This window comes from Arenibacter sp. F20364 (assembly GCF_023015905.1).
Taxonomy (GTDB): domain Bacteria; phylum Bacteroidota; class Bacteroidia; order Flavobacteriales; family Flavobacteriaceae; genus Arenibacter.
This window is the reverse complement of record NZ_JALKBD010000012.1, coordinates 70,909-87,457: the sequence shown is the minus strand read 5'-3', so window position 1 is coordinate 87,457 and position 16,549 is coordinate 70,909. Positions and strand designations below refer to the sequence as shown.

The 16,549-nt window shown below is 34.8% G+C and carries 13 protein-coding genes; 3 read left to right on the top strand and 10 right to left on the bottom strand.

All coding sequences use genetic code 11. From position 1 onward, the window contains the following. Positions 1–78: 78 nt before the first annotated feature. The 10 genes from MWU84_RS11830 to MWU84_RS11785 all read right to left on the bottom strand — a co-directional run bounded on the left by MWU84_RS11830 (position 79) and on the right by MWU84_RS11785 (position 9,984). Positions 79–585 carry a hypothetical protein gene (locus tag MWU84_RS11830; protein ID WP_246901690.1) on the bottom strand — a complete coding sequence of 169 codons (507 nt, stop codon included), beginning with the start codon at positions 583–585 and terminating at the stop codon, positions 79–81. A gap of 4 nt (positions 586–589) precedes the next feature. Continuing rightward, positions 590–1,258, bottom strand: coding sequence for a DUF3800 domain-containing protein (locus tag MWU84_RS11825; RefSeq protein WP_246901689.1), 669 nt, complete (start codon positions 1,256–1,258; stop codon positions 590–592). A gap of 10 nt (positions 1,259–1,268) precedes the next feature. After that, the gene (locus tag MWU84_RS11820; protein WP_246901688.1) at positions 1,269–2,480 is read right to left on the bottom strand and encodes a restriction endonuclease subunit S; all 1,212 of its coding nucleotides are present in this window, start codon (positions 2,478–2,480) and stop codon (positions 1,269–1,271) included. A 1-nt stretch (position 2,481) separates the two neighbouring features. Then, the gene (locus MWU84_RS11815; protein ID WP_246901687.1) at positions 2,482–4,107 is read right to left on the bottom strand and encodes a type I restriction-modification system subunit M; all 1,626 of its coding nucleotides are present in this window, start codon (positions 4,105–4,107) and stop codon (positions 2,482–2,484) included. A gap of 609 nt (positions 4,108–4,716) precedes the next feature. After that, positions 4,717–4,866, bottom strand: a complete 150-nt coding sequence (locus tag MWU84_RS11810; RefSeq protein ID WP_246901686.1) for a hypothetical protein — start codon at positions 4,864–4,866, stop codon at positions 4,717–4,719. Between the two features lies 1 nt (position 4,867). Next, positions 4,868–5,575, bottom strand: coding sequence for a hypothetical protein (locus MWU84_RS11805; RefSeq protein ID WP_246901685.1), 708 nt, complete (start codon positions 5,573–5,575; stop codon positions 4,868–4,870). 350 nt (positions 5,576–5,925) lie between these two features. After that, positions 5,926–7,368, bottom strand: a complete 1,443-nt coding sequence (locus MWU84_RS11800; protein WP_246901684.1) for a hypothetical protein — start codon at positions 7,366–7,368, stop codon at positions 5,926–5,928. Between the two features lie 8 nt (positions 7,369–7,376). Next, a complete protein-coding gene (locus MWU84_RS11795; RefSeq protein ID WP_246901683.1) occupies positions 7,377–7,661 on the bottom strand; it encodes a helix-turn-helix domain-containing protein in 285 nt (94 codons plus the stop codon). An 88-nt stretch (positions 7,662–7,749) separates the two neighbouring features. After that, entirely contained in the window at positions 7,750–8,664 is a 915-nt protein-coding gene (locus MWU84_RS11790) for a hypothetical protein (RefSeq protein WP_246901682.1), read from the bottom strand. Between the two features lie 9 nt (positions 8,665–8,673). Beyond that, entirely contained in the window at positions 8,674–9,984 is a 1,311-nt protein-coding gene (locus tag MWU84_RS11785) for a phage integrase SAM-like domain-containing protein (RefSeq protein ID WP_246901681.1), read from the bottom strand. A gap of 570 nt (positions 9,985–10,554) precedes the next feature. Here MWU84_RS11785 and MWU84_RS11780 point away from each other — a divergent pair. The 3 genes from MWU84_RS11780 to MWU84_RS11770 all read left to right on the top strand — a co-directional run bounded on the left by MWU84_RS11780 (position 10,555) and on the right by MWU84_RS11770 (position 16,547). Further along, the gene (locus tag MWU84_RS11780) at positions 10,555–13,299 is read left to right on the top strand and encodes a substrate-binding domain-containing protein (RefSeq protein ID WP_246901680.1); all 2,745 of its coding nucleotides are present in this window, start codon (positions 10,555–10,557) and stop codon (positions 13,297–13,299) included. Positions 13,300–13,530: 231 nt separating this feature from the next. Then, the gene (locus tag MWU84_RS11775; RefSeq protein WP_246901679.1) at positions 13,531–14,892 is read left to right on the top strand and encodes a sugar porter family MFS transporter; all 1,362 of its coding nucleotides are present in this window, start codon (positions 13,531–13,533) and stop codon (positions 14,890–14,892) included. A 29-nt stretch (positions 14,893–14,921) separates the two neighbouring features. After that, positions 14,922–16,547 carry a glycoside hydrolase family 32 protein gene (locus MWU84_RS11770; RefSeq protein ID WP_246901678.1) on the top strand — a complete coding sequence of 542 codons (1,626 nt, stop codon included), beginning with the start codon at positions 14,922–14,924 and terminating at the stop codon, positions 16,545–16,547. Positions 16,548–16,549 lie beyond the last annotated feature (2 nt).

Sequence of the window (16,549 nt, the reverse complement as noted above, 5' to 3'; positions counted from 1 at the left end):
ATTTGCACCGAGTTCATTTCTCATTTGAGAAAAGGAAATCGAGAAACGCAAGCCATAGATGCTCTGCGTTTTTTGCTTTTATAAGAGTTCTGCCAATCTTCTTTTAAACTTTTTTTCAAATTTATTTCTTTTTGCATCTTTACCTCTTACATGGTAAGCAGACAGCAAATAATATTCATTTCCATTACGTAAAGGTTCTAAAACAATAACATACTTTTCGTCTTTATCATACACATATGTTCTGTTCCCATCTGGCTCTTTAACTGAATACACTAACATATTATTTTTCTTAGTTTCTCTTATATGATATTTTACCCAATGTAACCTTTGAGAACGATGTACATCATACTCTCTGGCTCTCGTTTTTTTATCAATCATAACCGTAGTTAAATGCCTGAATAAGGTATCCATAGTTATTCGACCGTCTAATGGAGTGGGTGTTATTTGTTTTGCTCTGAACTTGAAATTGATATTATTTGTAATATCCCTATCAAAAACACCTTTTAACGAAGTATTTCTATTATGTGGTGACATACCTGTAATATCTAATAAGTCGTTATATCTTTTAAGCTGATTAAATGGCATAAGCTTATCTTAATTCAATAAAAAATAGATTCATCTTTCTTGAGTAGTTTGTCTTACTCAAATCTTCATTACAGTGCTGTTGAATCTTTTTTATAATCTGAACTTTTGCCTTGTTTTGCTGATGCTCGTCATTATGTAAATAAGAGATTGCACCCATTAGAAAATCTGCCATTTGCATTATTATACTTTCGTGAGAGCGTATGTTTTGTACATTTCTAAACACCCCAAACTTAGTATTTAAAATCTCTTTTAACTTATTTACTTTGTATGCACTTAATGTATCTTTTATATCTAAATAAACGTTGTATTTATATAAACTACTAAGGTTGTGGTTCAATAAATAGTAGTACATCTTATAGTAAAAATCGTCATAATCTTGATTAAAGGCATCGTTATTAATCTTAAATTTCTCTACACCAACTGTTCTAAATTGCAAATCTGTAGCAAAAAAATAATCGACTAAATCTAAATAGAAACGTAATTTAGACTTTGATACTTTAGACCATTTGATTTCTGCATAAAAGTTATGCTTCTTTTTAAGGTCGCTAATATTTTCTGTATGCAATTTTACTTGATTGTATGCACTACTTACTGAGCCTAAAAACATAAATTTTTTATGGTCGTTTTCTATATGGCAACTCTCATCGCAGTATATATTAAATGTTTTGTTCATACTAATATTTTTACACAAACATTTGCTGTAAAAGTCCTTTTTTAAAGGATTTTGTCTGTTCTATTTTTTTATTAACTAATGCAATATTTTTGTCTATTGCAGCTAAGAATTTAGCAATTTTGATTTGTTCTTGATTTGAAGGTAAGGGAATTTTTATTTGAGAAAAATTTTCATAAAATAAATACTGCCGAACTCCACCTTCTTGGTATCTTAAAATATCTTTATTGAACCTATCAGTATCGAGATAGGCTAACAAGTAAAGGTCTTCTAACTTAGTATTGGTTTTAAAACACACATAAAGCGAACTAATAATTACTTCGTTCAGATCATAACTATAGCCAATGGAACCTACATTTATTCTTGCAGGATTGTAAGCAAATGTTTTTTCATAAACAATTTTATACATACCAATATCATAACCTCTATCGTTGCTGTCTAAACCTTCAAATTGTTCTGATTGTGGGCGAAATCCTTCCTGATTATTAATTGAATAAATAGGATACTGAATGTTTTCTTTATTCTTCTTGCCAACTTTATATGTTAGGTGACCTAATTTCTTTTTCTCCCACTTAGGAAACGCATTCCCATCATCATCTTTAAACATAATTTCTTGTTTAAAGATTTTTTGCATTGTCCCTTTTTTATATTGTTTTAAAAGTGTTTTCTTTTTTTCTAAGATTTGTATGCGATTATCTATGGCGGTAAGAAAATGGGCTATTTTTTGTTGTTCTGGTATAGTTGGATAAGCAAATTTTGCTGATTTAATATCTTTGGTTGTAAAACCTTTTATTGATGTTCCTTGGCTCAATCTTACAAATCTATATGAACGTGCTTTAAAATAATATGCAGTGAAAAATTCATTTTCATTAGTTATTAAATTAGTAAAATCTTGGCTTGTGCATAAGTCTTCATCTGAAACCGCAAACTTTCCAATACCAACCCTTGAAACCATTAAAACACTTCCTTTGGGAATTATTTTAGTTGCTGAATTTTCAATTGCATATTTAGTAATAAACCTAGTTTTAATAATTTGATGAATTGATTCATCAATGATATCTGAACTGGAAATCCAAGGTATATTGCCATTCCATAAATTTTCATTTGAGCTATCAGGTGTTCCGCCTCCAATATATTTGCCCAAGCTATCTAACTTTTTCGCTCTCCACTCCCCGTCAAACATAGGAAACCGTAACCTTGGCACTAACAATTTGTCTTTCTGCATCTTAAAACGGTGTTTTAATATTTAGCTCTCTACAGAAAGAAGTAATTAATTTTTCGTTTTCTTGTAAGTCATTATCCAACTTTTTTATTTCGGTAGCTACAGTATCAACATCAATTTGTTCTTCTTCTTCAAAAGTATCTACATAACGAGGTATGTTTAAGTTAAAATCGTTTTCTTCTATTTCGCTTAACGGGGCTATATAGCTGTACTTGACTTCAGTGTTACGCTCTCTGTAGATGCTTACTATTTTATCTATATGTGCTTCGCTTAACATATTTTGAGTTTTTACTTTCTCAAAATGTGCACTTGCATCAATAAATAAAATATCATCAGGGTTTTCTCTACATTTCTTAAATACTAAAATACAAGTAGGTATACTTGTTCCATAAAAGATATTGGATGGTAGCCCTATTACTGCATCTAAAAAGTTCTTTTCTTTAATTAAATATTTACGAATATGTGCTTCTGCACCTCCTCTGAATAATGCACCGTGAGGTAAGACCACAGCCATTTGTCCGTTCTCCGCTAAATGATGCACCATATGCTGTACAAAGGCAAAATCTGCTTTACTGCCTGGGGCTAATTTACCATATTGACTAAATCTGTCATCACTCATAAAGAGTTGATTAGCACTCCATTTTGCAGAAAATGGGGGATTGGCTACAATAGCTTCAAAACGATGTTCTATATGTTGTGGGTGTTCTAGGGTGTCTTCTTGCTTAATATCAAACTTACGATAATGCACACCGTGCAATATCATATTCATTCGTGCTAAGTTGTAAGTCGTACGGTTCAATTCTTGCCCGTAAAAATTGTTGACTTCCTCTACTTCTTTAGCCACACGTAATAACAACGAACCACTACCACACGTTGGATCGTAAACAGATTTTAGTTTCTTTTTACCTGTTGTCACCAACTTAGCCAATACCATACTAACCTCTTGCGGTGTATAAAATTCGCCTGCTTTTTTTCCTGCGCCACTTGCAAATTTCCCTATTAGATATTCGTAAGCATCACCCAATACGTCTAACTCGGTATTTTCTAATTTGAAGTCAATTTTATCTAAGTGTGCTAGTACTTTTGAAATAATCTCGTTACGAGCTTCTGGTGACTTCCCTAATTTGGTAGAGTTTAAATCCATATCCTCAAAGAGATCCTCAAAATCTTCTTCACTATCCGTACCCATTGTACTATTTTGGATATTATTTAAGATTTTTTGTAAATCTTCTAATATGAAATTATCTTTTGTATTGTAAGTCTTAGAAGTGTCTTCTGCTACTGCATTGCTTTCTTTTTCATCTTCATTATGATTACCACGTTTAGAAACTGCTGAAAATAATTCTGATGGCTTTAAGAAGTAACCTAATTTCTCTAAAGATTCTTCTTTTATAGCTTCTATATATTCTTTCCCTGTTGCTGTGTTTTCGTCTATTTCAGAAAATAAAAATGTATCGCCACCTTCTTTTAGAATTTTGTTAGCATATATTTCCATTTTCTCAGCTAAGTATTTGTAGAAAATAAAGCCTAATATATAGTCACGAAACTCATCTGCATTCATTTTACCTCTAAGGGTGTTCGCTATATTCCAAAGTTGTTGTTCTAATTGTTTTTTATGGTCTTCTGACATTAAAGGTATTTTTGATTTACAAGTTTGTTGTTGATTCAAATATAGGCTTATTCAGGAAATTGAATCGTTTAAATTATGCTATAAAATGGATTGTAAATGTGTAGGGACTTTATAGCCACTCAAAACCTCAGCAGTAAAGGTGCTTTCCCAGTCTCCAATTTTAGGATTGTTTTACCACTTCCTAAAAACTACCTAGGAGTTTAGGCTTCGGCATTATATTATTTCACTACAGTAAATACTTTTAGTTGCTCCTTTGGCAAGTTTCGTCTAATTTTTTTAGGGCCAACTCTTACAAACTTATTTCTTTTGCTATGTCGTAGCCCTTTTTTTATATGACTATAATTGCTAGAACCTTTTAGTTACTTTGCCACGATTCATTTTTCAGTGCAATATGTTGCGTACTCCGATTTAGGCCTACTGCACATGGATTTGGACCCTGTTACGCTTTTCGTTGCTGCATTTTGTGGATACGGCGCAACAATTACTATGTTTCCCCCATAAAGTCACTGGAAACGAGCTCTTCTGGCTTTTAGAAATAATCCGTAACACAGCTAAAAAGAAAAGGCAGCCCGATGACAACTGACTACCCTTTCAAGCACAAAAAATATATTAAAACTTCCTTTCCATCACTACCACAAAGGAATATGAACCCTTTATAAGATTCCCTCTGATTTTCCATCCTTCTTTTAGATAATGGTTGATTATTTTTTCGAGTTTTGGAGTGTTATCGCTGTCAATTATTTTTATTTCTTTTGTCATTTTATTGAATTGTTAGGATTTTATTGTAATCGAAGTTCACTTCATTCAAATCTTGGCTTAAACCCAACCTGTTAACTCCAGCCCAATTAGAAATTTTATGATCCAAGTACTTTTCAATAGGTTTCAAAACATCTTTGTATTCGATATTTAATTCCTTTGATAGCTGCACGTAGGACTTTACATTTTCCATTATTTTCAACTGCTTATCATTTGTAGAATAGAGGGTAAAAAGCTCCTTAGGAACGCTAATTTGGCAGTTATTGCCTTTTATGGTTAAGAAGTTGAAAACTTTGTAAGATTTTTTCTTTGGAGCATTATTCAAAAAGGATTTAAGGTTGCTATGGTAGCCATACATGGTTTCACAGTAATCATAAAATTGATGATTAAACGAATAAAAAAAGTATTCAGATTTAATTCTGCTTTTATAAGTATTTTCAAGTTTCGCAAGTAGCTCGGAATTATATCCATAAAGCTCCAAAAATTTATCAAATAGCATATTTTTGGTAACTGAACTCTTCAGTTGCTGCTTCTTATGGAAATTGTTGAATGTCTGTACAAATTCCCCATCCTTTAAATCTTCACAGGTATATCCAGCTACCCCTTGATTTTTCAATTCCGTTATAGAGTCTTTTAATAGGTTAAATGCAGACCTAATACCCTCTTCAAAGTTTGCCTGTTTTTGCCTGTCATAAAATAGTAATTGTTTCATAATATAATTTTTAGTGTTTTTGTTTTTTAGTTCTCATGATTAAGTAGAAGTAATTAGGATTTATTCCTTTATATAGAATTTTTTTCCATGCGTTTAAAATAGAATTACATCTACTCGTTCTACAAAGTGTCTTTGGTGTCAATTATGGCGGTAGCTGCCATGAGTAGATTAGTTTTGATGTCAATCTACAATTTGTAGTACAAGATTTTTCCGATTGCATGTAATGACGAAAATGTCTTTTTTTAGGTTCTTCCATAATTGTATGTAATTCGTTTAATTTTAATTTTTAGCGTTTTGATGTAACTTGTTAATTTTTCTATTCTACAATTTTTTTTATCATTTGAGTTGTATCAAACCCCCTTTAAAAAGCATATTTGAACCATTCCGCCACTTTGCCTTTTATCAACTTTATAACCCTTATAAGCGGCATAGGATTCTATCCACTTACCTACAATCTTTCCTTTTGACCTTGGTTCCTGTGTACCTACCTCCAAACATGCAGCTATTTTTTTAAGGCTGGAATACTCATTTAAAACATCATAATCGGATTCCATTAAATCCACAAATTCTTTAGAGGTAAGGTTTATTAATTTTTGTAATTTAAGCTCTGCGCTGTCATATGGCAGCAAACCTTTCTTTAGGAATAGCTGTGCGCATTCAACAATAAAATTGTCGAACCTATACCACTCCCTTGGCTTCCATTCAAACAATAACCTTTTGAAGTAATGTTCAGGCTTGTTGCTGGCACTAAAAAAGTTGTTTAAGGTTACTAAATGCTTCCTATCCTTATAGCTATCGGTATCTTGCGGAATAGTATAGTTCGTTGTTAATGCAACCTTGGGACTATCTTTAAACGGTATGCTTATTTTTGACCGATGTTTGCGCTCAATGCTCATATTGTCGGTTAAAGTGCTGAACAGGCTTTCAAATTGAAATCCCTTGTTTACATCTTGAAGTACAATTAGCGAGGTATTAAGGTTGACATTTTGAAATACAAACTTATCGTTGGTTAAATCCGTAACCTTCCCGTTATACTCGACCACGTTAATAATCTTAGACAAAGCTTTAATTATCAAACCTTTTCCCGAACGACCATAAGCTTCGTTTTTTACTTGGCTAAGGATGTCTGTTATGATTATGGCTTTGGCTACGGATGGGTTTTTGTAGCTAGAGATTAAATAGCCAATTGCCGAGCAGATGCTTTCAAGATGAGCCTTGTCGTTCGTAACGAAACCCAAGAAGCGTTGAAAATCACTTTTGTTGTCGACTGAGGATTTAAATTTTCTATCGATGATTTGTTCTGCAAGAATATATTTATTTAGCTTTTGGAAATCTTTATAGGTTAACTTCTTAGTTCCATCTGCTGCTACTGAAACAGCGACGTTTTCGTAGAACAGGCAAATATTTTCTTTGGTATCCCTATATGGTTCAATATTAATCTTTGGTAGCCCGCCTAAAATGGCTTTTTTTGATAAAAGCAGGGTTTCGCCTTGCTCGATAAAGCAACTTCTTAAATTATCGTCATCTTCCTTTTTAACTACTTCAAGGATGTCATTGTAGACGTCAAGATCTGATTTTAAATAAGCAATATTATCGACTAATTGGAATACTTGAATATCTCCAAAATTTGGTAATTTCCTATAGCCGGAATTTTCTAAATGGTCACTTAGTAAGGCTCTGTCGAATAAATATGTAGGTTGTCCGTTAGATTTAATATGCCTAAGCCAAAACTTTTTTTTCTTACCTTTATTCTTGCCAATAGTTTTAGAGCCATGCAGTTTTTTTTTACTCATGGCTTTATCTATTTTTTCAGCTGTTTTAGGGCTTTCATTATTTCAGAGCGCTTATAATAGCGCCGACTTCCAGAAATACCATAAGCCTTTATAACTCCCCTGTTGGTCCAGGCCCATAAAGTACTTGGGTTAATGGACAGAAGTTCACAGGTTTCTTCCCTAGTTAATAATTCGTCGTTTGCGTTTTCGTGGAGTAGCTCTTTTCGAAGTTGTTGTAATTCTAACCGTACTCCTTCGCTAATAAGATTAGCTAGCTTTTCGGGTGTTGTAGAAATAAATTGAAGTGATTCCATCTCTTTGGTTTAAGTAATTAATACCACAAACATATTTGAGATAGATTAGTACTGTCGTGAAGTACTGTACTGTTTCAGTACTTTGTTTCTAATAGTCTTGTTTTGCCTTTAAATCGTTGAGTTTTTCTTGAAAAAATGAAGTCATTGTGAGGTTGTTCATTGAGCAATGCGTTTCAATTTCCAACATAAGTTTGGTATTATTGAAAATGTTTTTTGCTCCATTTCCATCTTTGGCCATGTAGTTATTAAGGGTACCAGAAATATAAAGTCTATGTTTTGTCCTGTCTAGTCCGATTTTTTCGGCTATATCAGGCGCTTTAAAACCATCTTTTATGCCATTTTTTTTGTCATTTAAGTACATTTCAATATTCTGAGTAGCTAAATGTAATCCAGCTTTTTCTTTGTGATTGGACGGGAATTTATTAGAGGGTTTTTTCTCTATATTATCAATAAGTGCAATTTCCTTATTTATCTTTTCAATAATCTTAAGGTAGTTCGGAAGATATGCTCTGTGGACTTTTGGTTCTAGCTCAAAATCAAAACTTCTTTCGAACTCTGTTTCTTCTTGTGGGTTAATTGCTGAAGTAAGTTCAAAAAGTCTTCTTTCAATCCTATTTTGATAACTCAAGAGTATTTTTATCTCTCCAATAAGCTGATTCAAACGTTTATCTGACAATTGTGTGACTTTGGCAAATTCTTTAGCTTCAGAGATTTCATTCTTAATCGTCCGCCAACCAAATTTTAGTTTATCAATGTCTTCTTCGTGAATCTTAGAAGGGTCAGTCAAGTTATCTCTTTCTAGTTCTTCAGAAAGTATTCCTAAGGCTTTTACTTTGTCCGCTGTATTCCAAACCATGAAATAAGTTGCTGTTGGTTTAAAATTCTTTGTATAATCTGCAATAATTCCTTTTTCTTGCTCTGGAATCGAAATTAAACCCGCTGCTTTTTCATAAGGTATCTTCTCAATTTCTTTTCTGGACAAAGGTTTGTAATTCTCTTCCATACATATTATTTAATTGAAATAATCATAACTCTCTAAAGCTAAGTCTTTATTGCTTTTCTTGATATAATTGAGGAACATTTTTTCTGAAGAATGCCCAGTGATATTGATTAAAAATGTGGTTGGTACTTTGCCATAAAAATTGGTTGCAAAGCTTCGTCTCCCAATATGCGAGCTAATCAGTTCCCACTTCTCAAATTCCCCAACAACGTCCCTGTAATCGCTTTTTGTGGGCTTTGCTCCCTCGGGTGCTATACTTATTCGTTTCTTGCCCTCGCACATCTTATTGATTTTGGCAAGCCTGCAAACATCCTTGATGTAGTCGTTATATTTTTGGTCGGATATTGCTCTTGGAAATTCTCCTTTTCTTTTTGCTAAGACTTTGCGGACTTCCTTGGGGATTGGAATGGTCATTAATTTCTTAGTTTTTACTTGCCTAAATTCCAATAGCTCTTTTCCTTTTTCTGTTCTTATCATGCTGCTATCAAAACGCATAAAGTCGCTAACCCTTTGTCCAATATAGCAACTAATCAAAAGCCAATCCCTAGCATTGTCTAAGTAGTCATGTGCTAGGCTAATTTCTTCAATAGTATTTAGTTCTTCAAATGTCAAGTGAACGTGTTTGGTGTCCTGTCTTGGTAGCTTAACACTATCCAATTGATGATGTGTTTCAATGCCTAAATATCTAGCATAGCGGCAAATGGTTTTTATTAGAGTCAGTTCCCGTTGCTGGGTATTCTTTGCGTATTGATGTTCGTTGCAAAAGTTGGTAAACAAGTCTTTAAATTCCTCGTTTATTTCTCTAATGCCAAACTTACGGTTTAATGAGGATTCTAATTTTTCAAGCTTGTGTTTTGTTACCTTGATATTTTTGATTCGGGCGTTATTCAGTTCGTTCTTCCTTTTATCAATGTAGTAATCAAAGAAGGGAACCAATTTAGAAGGGATGTCTTTATTTGTCTTAGTGGGATTGTAATACTCTTGCAGGCTATTTTTAAGCCAATTTTTATCGCTGATTATATCCTCTACGTCAGCTTCATTGAACGCCTTTAGTATTTTGTTCTTTAAAGTGTTGACATTCAAATTGATTTCTGTCTGCTTATTTTCTAAATCAATATCCTTGACGTTTTTTTTATTGTGAAGCTTTGTCCAATAGTGTTTGGCACTTAGCTTGCCATTATCTATCAGTTCGTCATGCGAGTAGATGTAAAGCTGTGTTTTTGCTCCTTGGGTATAATCTATGTCTCCATGCCGAAAAAGCAGTCTAAGGTTAAGAGGTTCGTTTTCTTTTGTTGAGCGATAAAGGAAGTTTAGAGTTGCCATATTATTAATATATTACCGTACAAATGTATGAAAGTTTGTACGGCTATAAACAATTAACTACAACATTATACAATCTTAACAAATCTATATTACATTTGTGAAGGCTTGTTTTTATTGACTTTATGAGTTTTATAGCTAATTTATAGGGATTGGAAAAGAAGTGATATTGGCGATTAGTGTTGTCTCCGCCTGTACAACAAGGGAAAGCCGACTTTTAGGAGTCGGCTTTTTTTGTTTTAGGTACAACATTTGTTGAAGATCCATTTTAACATGTAATGTGATATTATTTGTGGTCAATTTACTGTTTAATTTGTTCAAATAGAATTGCGTAAGGAAAATTCAGAATTCTCTCTGTAAGGTTGGTTCCAAATTATTTAATCCTTTTTGCTAAACCAAGATTTCCTAATTACAATATTATTCGGATATTTTATATGTTATTTGGATCATAAGAGTTGATTAAATCCTAAATTATAACATTCTCTTTCCCCTGAGCTATTTACTTCAAATTAATCGGAGAATTTATATGATTGTTTCCAATTTCATTAAGTTTACATTTTAACCCAACATTTGATGAAGTTCCAAAGCGTTTTTTTTCTTTTTATCGTGGTTTTTATTTCTATATGCAACTCCTGTTCCTACCGGAATGATGAGGCGGAAATAAGGATTGGGTTTTCCCAAGCCATGATAGCCGACGAATGGAGGCAGTCCATGAACAATGCCATGGAGCTGCAGGCTTCTTTATATCCCAATGTAACTTTAAGTATTTCCAATGCAAACTACAACGTTGAGAATCAAATTAAACAGCTAAAGGAATTTATAGCGGCCGATGTAGATATTATAATAGTCTCCCCAATACAATCTAAGCCAATAACTCCTATTGTGGAAGAAGCAATGAAGGCCGGTATCCCAGTATTGGTAGTGGATAGAAAAACGGATAATCAAAAATATACCGCTTATGTGGGAGCAGATAACATTGAAGTGGGCAGAAATGCAGCAAAGATTATAGTTTCTAATTTACCTGATTCACTAAAAGTTGTTGAAATCAGGGGCTTGGCCGGATCTTCACCTGCAGAGGAAAGGAGTCTGGGATTCCATCAAATTTTGGATAAATTTCCGAGTATAGAATTTATGGGAACCATTCAGGGAGATTGGGAGAAAGAGTCCATTATCGGAGGGTTTAAGGAACTCTTGCAGGAAATTGGACCGGTGGACTATGTTTTTGTCCACAACGATAGAATGGCCATGGGTGCCTGGGAGGTAGCCCGGAATTTGGGTATTGAGGATCAAATTAAAATAATAGGTGTCGATGGTCTAAATGGGCCCAATGGAGGTATTCAGTTGGTGAAGGAGGGAGTGCTGAACGCTACCATTCTATATCCTACTGGAGGCGATGAGGCCATAAAGACAGCCTTGAAAATCTTGAATGAAGAGATCGTACCTGTAAATAATATCCTTAGTACTACAGTAATCGATAGGTTTAATGCAGAAATAATGCAAAACCAGTTGACTAAAATAAATGAGCAGCAAACCCTCTTGGAATCGCAGGTTACCGCAGTAAAAAGACAAAAGGAACTCTATTATTCCCAAAATAATATTTTAAAGATCATACTGGGGTTTTCCTTTATTATTCTTGGTCTTGCTGTTTATAGCATATATTCCAAAATTTCGATTGCCAAGAAAAATAGGCAATTGGAGCTCACCAATAGAAAAATTACGGTCCAAAGAAATCAAATAGAGAAAATCGCCAACGAGGTAAAGGAAAGTAATGAGGCCAGGATGAATTTTTTTACAGGGCTGTCCCATGAGTTTAAGACACCTATTACATTAATTATGAGTTCAATAGAATCCTTAAGGGATTGGCAAAGGCAAAAAGGTTTTAAAACTGGGTTTGAAGTTGAGCTGATTCAAAATAATTCCAACCGGCTGCTCAGGTTGATAAATAATTTATTGGATTTTAGAAAGGTGGAGGACCAAAAATTCAACATTAGGGCTTCAAAAACAAATATTTTTAAATTCTCCAACAATATATTCAGCGAGTTTAAAGTAGAGGCCAGAAAAAGAGGAATAAGATTCAATATTACTTCCAATAATGAAGATTTGGAGTTGTGTATAGACCGGAATTTAATGGATAAGGTCTACTTCAACCTTTTGTCCAACGCCTTTAAATTTACACCGGACAATGGACGGATCGATATTGAAATTCTTGACAATTTGGATGGAAGTTTGGTAACTATTCATTTTAAGGATAATGGCATAGGTATACCGGAAAACGAACTGGAGTTTGTGTTTACACCTTTTTTTAAAGGTTCCAATAATAGAAAAAATAGCTCAGGAGTGGGCTTGCATCTGAGCAAACAATTTGTAGAATTGCATCTTGGTAAAATCGAAGTCAAATCCCATCACGGGACGGAATTCATTATAACCCTCTTTAAAGGGGATACCCATTTTAATGAGGATCAAATTGTGGTAGATCCTGAATTAGTGGATACGACCCTTATCAATTTTTCGGATGGGATTGGCTTGGAGGAAGGCTCAGTTGGTTTGGAGGGCCAAAATAGGGAAGAACAACATTCCATTCTGTTGATTGAGGATAATCGTGATTTAACATTTTTTTTGAACAACAAATTAGGCAGTGAGTACGAAATGTTAATTTCAGATGGAACCGATGGACTTGCATTGGCATATGAACATGTTCCCGATGTTATCCTGTGCGATGTTAATTTACCCGATAAGAGTGGATTCGAAATTTGCCATATTCTTAAGAGCGATCTGCGAACCTCTCATATACCTATAATCCTCTTGACCGCTTTAAGCAATAAGGAATCATTTATAAGAGGGCTTGAATGTGGTGCCGATCTATATTTGACAAAGCCCTTCAATTACTCCATCTTAACCCAATCTATAAAGTCGTTGCTCTATAATAGGGAAAAATTAAGGTATTACTATACGAACAATATCCACAAAATTGACCAGGTACATTCCTTTGGTGATCCAGAGCAATTGTTTGTGCGACAATTAAATCAACAGATAAAGACCAATTTGGACAACACCAATTTTTCCGTGGAGAATCTGGCCGATGCCCTGAACATTTCTAGAGTTCAATTGTATAGAAAGGTTAAGGCCATGTTGGGAATAAGTGTGAGCGATTATATTTCCAATTACAGACTGGAAAAGGCAAAATCTATGCTTGAATCCACTAATTATTCCATTTCTGAAATTGGGTACGCCACAGGTTTTTCTTCACCAAATTACTTTTCTACAGCCTTTAAAGGAAAATTTGGGGTAACTCCCGGGGCCTATAAAAAATCTCTTTAAGACGTTTTGCGTTATTGCTGCAATTTTCATGTATCAATTTTAGAGACACGGGTAACATCAGTGTAATTGCCTAAATATAAAAATGTTAAATTAATCCGCTTAAGTATCTGATAATTAAAATGTTACTATTTTATTTTGAAATGTTAACTAAATCATAACATATTGTAACATTGATAAAATTACTCCCAATTTATTTGTAATAATATAGTCTTCATATTTAATAATTGTGATATGAAGAAAATATTGATATGGTCAATAACTGCGGCTCTGGCCGGATTCCTGTTTGGATTCGATACGGTAGTTATTTCTGGAGCGGACAAGAAATTACAGGTATTATGGGGTTCCTCAGATGTGTTTCACGGGACCGTGGTTATGGCAATGGCACTATGGGGAACTGTATTGGGTGCAATTCTGGGAGGTATACCTACCAATAGGTTGGGTAGAAAAAAGACTCTTTTCTGGATAGGTGTTTTTTATACCATTTCAGCGCTGGGCTCAGCATTTTCCAATGACCCTATTACCTTTGCATTCTTTAGATTTTTGGGCGGATTGGGTGTTGGAGCATCTACAATAGCAGCTCCTGCCTATATTTCTGAAATAGCCCCGGCCAAGGACAGGGGTAAATTAGTGGGGCTGTATCAATTTAATATTGTCTTCGGAATATTGGTAGCCTTTCTTTCCAATTACCTGTTAAGTGGGATAGGTGAAAATGCCTGGCGATGGATGCTAGGAGTAGAGGCTATACCTGCCATTATTTATACCCTATTTGTTTTAAGTGTTCCCCAGAGTCCCAGATGGTTATTGACCAAGCTAAGGAACGATGAAGCAAGAAATGTACTTCAATTGATAAATCCAGGTCAGGATGTTGAAAAATTAATGTTGGAAATAAATCAGGAAAACGAAAATAAGGTTACAGGGGAGAATATATTTATAAAGAAATACCGCTTTCCATTGATTCTTGCCTTTTGTATAGCCTTCTTTAACCAGGCTTCAGGAATAAATGCATTTCTATATTATGCCCCTAGAATTTTAGAGGAGGCCGGACTTGGGGAAAGCACCGCCTTATTGAGCAGTATTGGTATAGGGGTAACCAATTTACTATTTACACTCTTAGGAATTTTTCTTATTGATAGATTTGGAAGAAAGCAATTAATGTACCTGGGTTCTATTGGGTATATAGTATCTCTGACCTTGGTTTCCTGCGCTTTTTTCTTTGACTGGGAAGGTATGTCAGTCGCTATTTTTCTGTTTTTGTTCATAGCTGCGCATGCCATAGGCCAAGGTACCGTAATCTGGGTATTTATTTCGGAGATTTTCCCCAACCATTTAAGGGGTTCTGGACAATCTTTTGGAAGCTCGGTACATTGGATTTTGGCTGCAGTAATACCATCCTTGATACCTGTTCTGTTTACCTCTATAGGCGCTGGTACAGTGTTTGCCTTTTTTGCTTTTATGATGTTTTTGCAATTGCTCTTTGTGGCCTTTGTTATGCCGGAAACCAAAGGTATTTCATTGGAGACATTGTCCAAGTCCCTGACCAGATCCAATAGTAACGTGGATGAAACCAAATTGAATATTGAAAAGAATAAATAGGTCTAATTATTAAATCAATTTTTAAGAATATGGAAAATTATAGATTAAGATTATTTGTCGCCTTTTTGGGTCTTTGCGTTGTTTTGTCCTGTAAGGATCAAGGGCAAAAAGAGAATGTGGGAAATACTTCCCTAAGTGAAGTTTCTTTAGATACGGAAGAAGGATTGTACCGACCTAATTTTCATTTTACCCCAAAGGTGGGCTGGATGAACGATCCCAACGGGATGTTCCATTACAATGGATATTACCATTTGTATTATCAGCATTACCCCGATGGCAATAAATGGGGGCCAATGCATTGGGGCCATGCCATCAGTACGGATATGGTAAGTTGGAAGGAACAGCCAATTGCTTTATATCCGGATGATAAAGGATATATCTTCTCCGGAAGTGCCGTTGTGGATTTGGAAAATACCTCTGGCTTCGGTACAGGGGGGCAGGTGCCTATTATAGCCATATTTACCTATCATAATATGGACATTGAAAAAGCCAAGGGAATAGATGTAGAATCTCAGGCCATAGCCTATTCCTTAGATGAGGGGCTTACATGGACCAAATACTCGGGTAACCCTGTTATTCAGAATCCTGGAATAAGGGATTTTAGGGATCCCAAGGTTTCTTGGAACGAAGAACATGAAAAGTGGGTCATGGTCTTGGCGGCACAGGACAAAGTAATGTTCTATGGCTCCAAGAATCTTAAAAACTGGGAGCTATTATCGGATTTTGGTGCGGATTTAAATAAAGAGATCGGAACACACGGTGGCGTTTGGGAATGCCCTGACCTGTTCCCGATTCCAGTACAGGGTACCGATGAGGTTAAATGGGTGCTCTATGTAAGCGTAAATCCAGGTGGCCCAAATGGAGGAAGTGCCACACAATATTTTATTGGAGATTTTGACGGTTCAAAATTTACCATGGATAAGGATTTTGAAGCGGCCCTAAACAAAGGTCAAAATCATTGGATAGACTTTGGGAAGGACAATTACGCTGGCGTTACATTTTCCAATATCACCTCGAAGGATGGCGGTAAATTTTATATCGGTTGGATGTCCAATTGGGAATATGCCAATGAAGTCCCTACAGAAACTTGGCGTAGTGCCATGACTGTGGCCAGGGAAGTAAAATTGATCAAAGACTCCCAGTCCTATAGATTGGCTTTTGATCCCGTTGATGAGATTGATGCCTATAAAGGGGTTAAGTATAAGAAAGAAAATATTGCAGTGGAGGGGGAATTGGAACTCATAAATTCAGAAAAAGTAAATCTTTCACGGGCTGCCATTAACTTCAATATTGCCGACATCAAAAAGGGTGGATTCACCTTTAAACTTGGAAATAAAAAAGGGGACGAATTATCCTTTGGTTATGATGCCACCGATAACAAATTTTTTATTGATCGTAGTAAATCAGGTCAAATTGGTTTTTCAGATACATTTTCAAGTAAGCAGAGTATTGCGCCTCGAATTTCAATTAGTGAAAAGCTTTCAGGTACTATTCTTCTGGATAAGACATCCATTGAATTATTTTTTGATGAAGGGTCAACGGTAATGACAGAAATTTTCTTTCCAAATACGCCATTTGAGATGCTTTCGATAGAGACGGTCAATCAGGATTTTGTTCTTGATAGCATGGAAATAAATGAACTTAATATTAACTAAAT

Bases quoted from the DNA above. Each gene is read 5' to 3' on its own strand.
- MWU84_RS11830 (WP_246901690.1), bottom strand. From the start codon at position 585: ATGCCATTTAATCAGCTTAAAAGATATAACGACTTATTAGATATTACA.
- MWU84_RS11825 (WP_246901689.1), bottom strand. From the start codon at position 1,258: ATGAACAAAACATTTAATATATACTGCGATGAGAGTTGCCATATAGAA.
- MWU84_RS11820 (WP_246901688.1), bottom strand. From the start codon at position 2,480: ATGCAGAAAGACAAATTGTTAGTGCCAAGGTTACGGTTTCCTATGTTT.
- MWU84_RS11815 (WP_246901687.1), bottom strand. From the start codon at position 4,107: ATGTCAGAAGACCATAAAAAACAATTAGAACAACAACTTTGGAATATA.
- MWU84_RS11810 (WP_246901686.1), bottom strand. From the start codon at position 4,866: ATGACAAAAGAAATAAAAATAATTGACAGCGATAACACTCCAAAACTC.
- MWU84_RS11805 (WP_246901685.1), bottom strand. From the start codon at position 5,575: ATGAAACAATTACTATTTTATGACAGGCAAAAACAGGCAAACTTTGAA.
- MWU84_RS11800 (WP_246901684.1), bottom strand. From the start codon at position 7,368: ATGAGTAAAAAAAAACTGCATGGCTCTAAAACTATTGGCAAGAATAAA.
- MWU84_RS11795 (WP_246901683.1), bottom strand. From the start codon at position 7,661: ATGGAATCACTTCAATTTATTTCTACAACACCCGAAAAGCTAGCTAAT.
- MWU84_RS11790 (WP_246901682.1), bottom strand. From the start codon at position 8,664: ATGGAAGAGAATTACAAACCTTTGTCCAGAAAAGAAATTGAGAAGATA.
- MWU84_RS11785 (WP_246901681.1), bottom strand. From the start codon at position 9,984: ATGGCAACTCTAAACTTCCTTTATCGCTCAACAAAAGAAAACGAACCT.
- MWU84_RS11780 (WP_246901680.1), top strand. From the start codon at position 10,555: ATGAAGTTCCAAAGCGTTTTTTTTCTTTTTATCGTGGTTTTTATTTCT.
- MWU84_RS11775 (WP_246901679.1), top strand. From the start codon at position 13,531: ATGAAGAAAATATTGATATGGTCAATAACTGCGGCTCTGGCCGGATTC.
- MWU84_RS11770 (WP_246901678.1), top strand. From the start codon at position 14,922: ATGGAAAATTATAGATTAAGATTATTTGTCGCCTTTTTGGGTCTTTGC.